The sequence below is a fragment of the Morganella morganii genome (assembly GCF_041099235.1).
Taxonomy (GTDB): domain Bacteria; phylum Pseudomonadota; class Gammaproteobacteria; order Enterobacterales; family Enterobacteriaceae; genus Morganella; species Morganella morganii_E.
The window spans coordinates 1-513 of the sequence record NZ_JBFZSO010000033.1; the positions used below are offsets into that span (position 1 = coordinate 1).

Sequence of the window (513 nt, forward strand, 5' to 3'; positions counted from 1 at the left end):
GTAGTTGTTGAAAACACAACCCGAGGCGACCACCAGGGATACTCCGAGGAGCGTCCAGACGAACAGCGGATAGTCGATGTGGCCTTTGGAGGCCAGCAGGAAACCGCCGATCACGGAGATCAGGTTGCCAAAAATGATGCCTGGTTTCGTTACTTGCAGGTATTGCTTAAACATACTCGCCGCTCTTAGTGCATCATCATGTTGTAGTTGAGGTTCCACATAATCCAGATGGAGCCGACAACAACGATAGCAATGATGATTACGGTGAAGATAAACGCGGTCAGGTTCCAACCTTCGTCAGATTTACTGTTCATGTGCAGGAAGTACACCAGGTGCACCAGAATCTGCACTACAGCCGTGACCAGGATGGTTCCCAGAATCGCTGCATGCGAGGCAGAGCCACTCATAACCATTGCAAACGGGATTGCCGTCAGAATGATCGACAGGATGAACCCTGTCATGTAGCTCTTCACGCTGCCGTGAGAAGCGCCGCTATGATCGGTAGAATGACTC

General features: G+C 51.1%; 1 protein-coding gene and 1 pseudogene. Both read right to left on the reverse strand.

Features of this window, described 5'->3' with window-relative positions:
• Positions 1-174, reverse strand: a pseudogene (locus AB7038_RS18130) (heme o synthase); the annotation flags it as partial.
• 11 nt (positions 175-185) lie between these two features.
• Positions 186-513, reverse strand: a 328-nt coding sequence (locus AB7038_RS18135) for a cytochrome o ubiquinol oxidase subunit IV (protein ID WP_369453754.1), incomplete at its 5' end; no start/stop codon positions are given.